The 6,742-nt window shown below is 74.3% G+C and carries 4 protein-coding genes; 3 read left to right on the forward strand and 1 reads right to left on the reverse strand.

The annotated features are described in order from the left end of the window. Positions 1-455 precede the first annotated feature (455 nt). Complete coding sequence (locus ABTZ17_RS24885) at positions 456-875, reverse strand: DUF5997 family protein (RefSeq protein ID WP_352197918.1); 420 nt, start codon at positions 873-875, stop codon at positions 456-458. Between the two features lie 58 nt (positions 876-933). On the opposite strand from ABTZ17_RS24885, the gene ABTZ17_RS24890 reads away from it, so the two are divergent. The 3 genes from ABTZ17_RS24890 (at position 934) to ABTZ17_RS24900 (ending at position 6,650) form a co-directional block, all read left to right on the forward strand. After that, positions 934-1,731, forward strand: a complete 798-nt coding sequence (locus ABTZ17_RS24890) for a LysR family substrate-binding domain-containing protein (protein ID WP_352197919.1) — start codon at positions 934-936, stop codon at positions 1,729-1,731. A 346-nt stretch (positions 1,732-2,077) separates the two neighbouring features. Continuing rightward, a complete protein-coding gene (locus ABTZ17_RS24895) occupies positions 2,078-4,870 on the forward strand; it encodes an alpha/beta hydrolase (protein ID WP_502994829.1) in 2,793 nt (930 codons plus the stop codon). Between the two features lie 223 nt (positions 4,871-5,093). Continuing rightward, positions 5,094-6,650, forward strand: coding sequence for a S8 family peptidase (locus tag ABTZ17_RS24900; RefSeq protein ID WP_352197921.1), 1,557 nt, complete (start codon positions 5,094-5,096; stop codon positions 6,648-6,650). Positions 6,651-6,742 lie beyond the last annotated feature (92 nt).

The following is a 6,742-nucleotide window of genomic DNA, read 5'->3' on the forward strand; positions in this document are numbered from 1 at the left end:
CACTCACGTCTTCGGTCGGAAGAGGGCAGGACGGCGAGCGGGGATCGACGGCGTGGCGCGGCGGGGTGCGCGGGGGCGGAGTGAAGCGGGCATGACAACGGCCTCGCGCGGTCCGGCCTCGCTGCCGCCGGTGCGGATGGGTCGAGAATCGCTACCGGCGGGTACGGAGTCAAGGGTCCGGGACGCTTGACCTGATACCCGGTCAGGTCCGCACCCGGTCCGGCGGGCCGATCGGTCGGATCCGGTCGGATCCGGTCAGGACCACCCGACCCGCCCGGAGCGGGCCGCCCTCGGCCGGTGGCCGGGCGGGGCGGGACATGCCGCAGGCGCCCGCCCCGGGTGGGGACGGGCGCCTGCGGGCCGTGCGGTGGCGTGCCGAAGCCCCACCGATCCCGGGTCGGGAGGTGGGGCGGCGTCCGCCGGGAGCGGGAGCGGGACCGGAACCGGTGCTCCGGTCAGAGGTCCCGGCCGTCGTCCTCCCGCTGGGCGGCCTTCGCGGCCTGCTCGGCGTGCTTCTCCTTGATCCGCACGGTCTCCTTGCGGACCTCGGCCTGGGTGGCGCGCTCCTTGCGCAGCCACTCCGGCTGCTCCTTCTTGACGGCCTCGATCTGCTCGGTGGTCAGCGCCTCGGTGATGCCGCCGCGGGCGAGACCGGAAATGGAGACGCCGAGCTTGGCGGCGACCACCGGACGGGGGTGCGGGCCGTCGGCGCGCAGGTCCTTCAGCCACTGGGGCGGATCGGCCTGGAGGGCGTTCAGCTCGGCGCGGGTGACCGTGCCCGCCTGGAACTCGGCGGGGGTGGCCTGGAGGTACACACCCAGCTTCTTCGCCGCGGTCGCGGGCTTCATCGTCTGGGTGCTCTGGTGCGAGGTCATGCCTCCCAGGGTATCGAGCGTGTGCGCGACCTCCGACCACGCCCGGTAACCTGGGGGAGTGACAGGCTCGGACACCTCCCCCTCCTTCCGGCTCGCCTACGTCCCGGGAGTGACCCCCACCAAGTGGGTGCGGATCTGGAACGAGCGGCTCCCGGAGCACCCCCTCGCCCTCGTCCAGGTCGCCGCCGCGGACGCCTCCGCGCTGCTGCGCGAGGGCGGCGCCGAGGCCGGGTTCGTCCGGCTCCCGGTGGACCGCGACGAGCTCAGCGCCATCCCGCTGTACACCGAGGTCACGGTCGTGGTCTGCCCCAAGGACCACCTCTTCGCCGCGGCCGAGGAGCTCACCCTCGCCGACCTCGACGAGGAGCTCGTCCTGCACCCGCGGGACGACGTCTTCGCATGGACCGCGCCGCCCGGCCGCCCGGCCCTGGAACGCCCCGAGACCACCGGCGACGCCATCGAGCTGGTCGCGGCCGGGATCGGCGTCCTGCTGGTACCCCAGTCCCTGGCCCGACTGCACCACCGCAAGGACCTCACCTACCGGCCGGTGACCGACGCCCCGCAGTCCGGGGTGGTCCTGTCCTGGCCGCAGGACGGCACCACCGACCTCATCGAGCAGATGATCGGCATCGTCCGCGGCCGTACGGCGAACAGCACCCGCGGTGCCCAGGAGCAGGGCCGCCGCACCGAGGGCGACGGATCCGCCGCCAAGCGGGCCGCGAAGGCCCCGGCGAAGACCCCCGGCAGGACGGCGGCCAAGCCCGCCGCCCGCGGCGGCCGGGCCGGCACCCGCGGCGGCGGCTCCCGGACCGGTGGAGCCGCTCCCAAGAAGGGCAAGCCCCGCCGCCGCTCCTGACCCGCGGCCCGCCCCGGCCGGCCCGCACCACCCCGGCCGAGACCCCGCAGCGCACCGTGCGTCGAACCGACACCCCCGCCCCGGCGGGGGTGTCGCCCGTTTCCCCGGCGGCGCCGCGACCACGCCCGGCACCCCGGTCGCCCCGGCCGGCCGGAATCCGCCGAACCCGGGGTGATTTGTCGCGCTCGATGCGGTTCGGGCGGCCCAACTCGGCCCATTCCGCGGATTCTTCCCCGTAGTTCGCGCCGACAGGCAACCCGGGCACGCGGGTTGCCGTCCTCCGGGGGCGAGGGAGGGCCCGCCGACCACTGGGCCGCCCACCGCACCGATGATGAGGACGACCACTTTGATACGTGTCACACGCGTGGTGACCGCGGCCGCGGCGGTACTCGCCCTGGCCTCGGCTTCCCCGGCACTGGCGCAGCCGCTCCCCGCGGCCGCCGCGCTGCCGGGCGCGCCCGGGGGACAGAACGGCGCCGCCCTGCCGCAGGGCTGGAAGCTCACCGGGCAGGGGCAGGAGCGACAGCTCGTCTGGACCTCGGAGGACCGGGTCCCCATGGGCGACGCCCGGGTGGAGTTCCGCTCCGGCGACCGCCTCCTCGGCCTGCCCGAGGCGGCCCCCGACGGCCGCACCTTCCGGCTCCCCGCCGCCGGGCTGCGCCTCGGCGCGCCCGCCGAGCTCCAGGTGGTGGCCGCCGGCCGCCGCCTCGACGCCGCCGCGCCCGAGCGCGCCCCGCAGTCCGGACGGCTCCCGCAGGCCGCCCGGCCCGAGGCCCCGCTGCCCCCGAACCCGGTCGACCCCGGCGTGTCGGGCCCGTACCGCACGGCCACCGGCGCGTACACCCTGAAGTCCGTGAAGCTGCCCGGCTTCGCCGCACCCGTGGAGATGACCGGCACGGTCGTCGGCCCGGTCGGCGCCACCGGCGGCCGCCCGCTCGCCCTCTTCCTGCACGGCCGGCACGGCACCTGCTACTCCCCGCGCGGGGAGGTCACCGGCGACTGGCCCTGCAAGGCCGGAATGAAGCCCATCCCCAGCCAGGACGGCTACCTGCGGGCCCAGAAGCTGCTCGCCTCCCAGGGCTACACGACCGTCTCCATCGCCGCCAACGGCATCAACGGCCAGGACTGGCAGGCCGAGGACGGCGGCGCCCAGGCCCGCTCCTCCCTGGTCCGGCAGCACCTCTCCCGCTGGGCGGACTGGGCGAAGGACCCGGCCGGCGCCCCGGCCGCCGTCAAGGCCGTGGGCCGCGCCGACCTCGACAAGGTCCTGCTCGTCGGCCACTCGCGCGGCGGCGAGGGCGTCAACCGCGCCGCCCTCGACAGCCTCTTCCGGCCCCCGGCCGACCAGGACGGCCACAAGGGCCCGGTCCGCTGGAAGATCCGCGGCAACGTCCTCATCGGCCCGACGATCTTCGGCCAGAACCCCGTCCCGGACGTGCCCTCCGCGACGCTGCTCCCCGGCTGCGACGGCGACGTCTCCGACCTCCAGGGCCAGATCGTCGCCGACGGCACCCGGGGCGTGAGCCGCGGCACCGCCCTGCACAGCTCCGTGTACATGGTCGGCGCCAACCACAACTACTTCAACAGCGAGTGGACCCCCGGCCAGGCCAAGGCCCCCGCCGAGGACGACTTCTGGCCCGGCGAGACCCCGGACCCGGTCTGCGCCCCCGGCAAGAAGACCCGCCTGACCGCCACGCAGCAGCAGGCCGCGGGCGCCACCTACATCGCCGCCGCCGCCCGGCTCTTCGTCGGCGGGGACGACAAGGTCCGCCCCCTCCTCGACGGCTCCCCGGTCCGCGCGAAGTCCGCGGACCCGGCCCGGGTGCTCACCCACGCGGTCGGCGGCAACCGCCTCCCGCTCGTGGTGCCCGCGGGCGGCGCCAAGATCACCGCGACCGGCGGGGCCAAGCTCTGCGACCAGGTCGACTTCTCCCGCACCTCCTGCCTGACCGGCGGCAAGGAGGGCGGCTCCCCGCACTTCGCGAGCTGGGAGGCGAGCCCCGAGCCCGGTCGTCAGGCCGTCGCCCTGCGCTGGACCGCCGCGGGCACCCCGGCCGTGGTCAAGCCCGCCGCCCCGGCCTCGCTGAAGGGATCCAAGGAGCTCGCGCTGCGCCTGTTCGTGCCGCCGAACACCACCGGCACCCGGCTCGACGTGGCCCTCACCGACGCCTCCGGCCGTCGCGCCGTCCTCGGCCGCGCCGCCCTCGACGGACTGCCCGGCACCGACCGCACCGCCTCCTTCTGGGCCCGCGAGGTCCGCCTCCCGCTGACCGCCGCCACCCGCGCCGGGCTCGACCTGACCAAGGTGGCCTCGCTGGAGCTGGTCCCGCGCAGCACCTCCGGTCGTGCCTGGCTGATGGACGCCTGGGGTTGGCGTCCCGGCACCCCGGCCGTCACCGCCGCCGCGCTGCCCCGCGTGGACATCGGCCGGCTCGCCGTGCGGGAGGGCGATTCCGGTTCCCGCACCTACAAGGTGCCGGTCAAGGTCACCGGCAAGGGCGAGGGCTCCGTCCGCGTGTTCGTCCGCGAGGCGGGCCGGGACGGCCGGACCACCTCCAAGGTGGTCAAGGTCCGCGCCGGCTCCGACAGCGTCGACGTGTCCTTCACCGTGCGCGGCAACAAGCGCTTCGGCTACGACACCGGCCAGGACGTCTTCGTCAAGGCCGTGCGCGGCGCCGTGATCGGCTCCCACCTGGGCGGCGTCGTCGCCCTCAACGACGACAAGATGCCCCTCATGAAGGCCGTTCCGGTATCGACCTCCGTGACCGAGGGCAGCCCCCTGGTCTGGCGGGTCACGCTTTCGGAGGCGGCCGACGTCGACCTCTCCGGGGAGTTCCGGATCCTTCCCGTGCGCACCGGCACCGAGCTGTCCACCCTCGACGTGGACGGCCGCTGGCTGAAGGACACTTTCGGCCCGGAGCCCGCTCCGGAGCGTCCGCTGTCTACGGTCGCCGAGGAGCCGATGGTGTGGGTGAACGTTCCTGCAGGAAAGCTCACCGCCGATGTCTCCATCCCCACCGTCAAGGACCGGGTGGCCGAGGGCACCGAGACCCTCAACGCCCGTCTGACCTCGTACGACGACAAGTGGGAGCCCATCCGGGGCCCCCTGCTGACGGGCACCGTGAAGAACGCCTCGTAAGCCCCGCAAACGCCGAGTGACCCGGACGCCGGTTCCCCGATGGGGGAGCCGGCGTCCTCGCATGTACGTACTCCGGTGGACCGGATCCGGCCAACTCTGTCGTATTGCAAGGAGGTTGTGATTACGACAGTGTTCCGTCCCGGGAAACCCCGGCTCGACGCGGGGGGACCAGGGGAAGTCCGCGCCGCACCGCGCGGGCCGATACAGGGGGGAGAACATCTTCATGCTCTTCGACAAGCCGGCAGGGCGCGGATCCGCCGCGCTGCTGCTCGTGGCCGCGCTCGCGACCGGCGGGGCCCTCGCGGCGCCCGTCGCCACCGCCGCGGGCGGCGAGGGGACCGTACTGAACGCCGGAGCCGCCGACGCCGTTCCGGGCAGCTACATCGTGATGCTCAAGGGGGCCTCCGCGAAGGCGGCCCCGCAGCGGGGCGCCGCCCTCGCCGCCCGCTACCAGGGCAAGCTCGGCCACACCTACAGCGCGGCCCTCCAGGGCTACTCCATGAAGCTCTCGGAGCACCAGGCCCGCCGCCTGGCCGCCGATCCGTCGGTCCAGGCCGTCATCCAGGACACCCGGGTGCACGCCACCGACACCACGCAGACCAACCCGCCGTCCTGGGGGCTGGACCGCATCGACCGGCGACGGCTCCCGCTCGACAAGAAGTACGTGTACCCGACCTCCGCGGGCAGCGGCGTCACGGCGTACATCATCGACACCGGCATCCGGATCACGCACAAGGACTTCGGGGGCCGGGCCCGGTACGGCTTCGACGCCATCGACGGCGGGGCCGCGGACGACCCGAACGGTCACGGCACGCACGTGGCGGGCACGGTCATGGGCTCGACCTTCGGCGTCGCGAAGAAGGCCAAGGCCGTCTCCGTGCGCGTCCTCGACGCCAACGGTTCCGGCAGCTACGCCCAGGTCATCGCCGGTGTCGACTGGGTGACCAGGAACGCCGTCAAGCCCGCCGTGGCCAACATGAGCCTGGGCGGTTCCGCGAACGTCGCCCTCGACACGGCCGTCCGCAACTCCGTCCGGGCCGGCATCACCTACGCGGTGGCCGCGGGCAACAGCAACCAGGACGCCAGTGGGCACTCCCCGGCCCGGGAGGCCAGCGCGATCACGGTCGGGGCCACCGAGGACGACGAGAGCCGGGCCGACTACTCCAACTTCGGCAAGGGCGTGGACCTGTTCGCGCCCGGTTCGGACATCGTCTCGGCGAGCAACCTCTCCGACACCGGGTCCAGCACGAAGTCCGGCACCTCGATGGCCTCGCCGCACGTGGCGGGTTGGGTGGCGCTGTACCTGGGCCTCAACCGCACGGCGACCCCGGCCCAGGTGGACAAGGCCATCAAGGCCAAGGCCACCACCGGCACCCTGCACGACCTCGCGGGCTCGCCCAACCGCCTGCTCTACGTGGGCGGCGCGGCGCACCCGGCCGGTCCGCGGTTCGTCAACACCACCAACTACACGATCAACGACAACACCCGCACCTCCTCGATCAAGGTCACCGGAGTGGCCGGGAAGGCGCCCAAGGACCTCGACGTCGAGGTCAACGTCAAGCACGGCTGGCGCGGCGACCTCCGGGTGGACCTGATCGCGCCGGACGGCTCGGTCTACCGACTGAAGACCGAGTACCTCTGGGACAGCCGCGACAACGTGATCGGGATCTGGGGGATCAACGCCTCCTCGGAGACCGCGAAGGGCACCTGGAAGCTGCGCGTGGCCGACAAGAGCGCGGGCTTCGGCGGCTACATCGACGGCTGGGCCCTGCGCTTCTAGGACCCGGTCGGTGGCCCCCGAGGGCCGCGACGGGCCGCCGCCCGGCACCCCCGGCAAGGACGGCCTGCCCGGCGCGACGGGTCAGCCCGGTC

The sequence above is a fragment of the Streptomyces sp. NPDC097619 genome (genome assembly GCF_040302735.1).
Taxonomy (GTDB): domain Bacteria; phylum Actinomycetota; class Actinomycetes; order Streptomycetales; family Streptomycetaceae; genus Streptomyces.